The sequence below is a fragment of the Prevotella sp. P2-180 genome (assembly GCF_002251435.1).
Lineage (GTDB): Bacteria > Bacteroidota > Bacteroidia > Bacteroidales > Bacteroidaceae > Prevotella.
The window spans coordinates 1-605 of record NZ_NPJI01000027.1 but is presented as its reverse complement, the minus strand read 5'-3'; the positions used below and the strand labels follow the sequence as shown (position 1 = coordinate 605).

Below are 605 nucleotides of genomic sequence, written 5' to 3'. Positions count from 1 at the left end.
ATATAACGCCAAGAACTATAATATCAAGATGCGCCGTGCATTGAAGAAAGATGATTGGAACACCATCTGCCTGCCATATTCATTGACATCTGATGAGATTTCTTCGTTGTTCGGCAGCGGCACTAAGGTAGAGACGTTCAGCGACTTGGAATATAACAGTGAGACTAATTCCTACACCATGAAGTTCAGCGCTGCAACGGAAATTACAGCCGGCACACCTTATCTTATTAAACCTTCGAAAGATGTTTCGGACAACATCTACGAGATTAAGGACAGGACGATAACTTGTACTTCTGAAACATACGTTCCGACTGGTACATCCCAAACCGCAAATAACACCACCCTCACCATGCAGGGTGAATACAACAAGCGCATGATAACTCCTTTCGATGTAACGGAAAGTGAGAACATCTACGTCATCAGCGGCGACAAGATATACCCTGTTAATTCAGACGTGGAGATGAAAGGCTTACGCTGCTATTTCGTGGCAAAGGAATCCACGACAGAACCATCAGAGGGAGGCTCCGGCGCATTCAGCAACGCCAAAGTGATTCACTCCGACGGCACCTCCACCGACCTGCGCCTTATAGACGCAGAAGCTACGG

General features: G+C 46.8%; 1 pseudogene. It reads left to right on the top strand.

Features of this window, described 5'->3' with window-relative positions:
• Positions 1–605 (top strand): annotated as a pseudogene (locus CIK98_RS17950) (hypothetical protein); the annotation flags it as partial.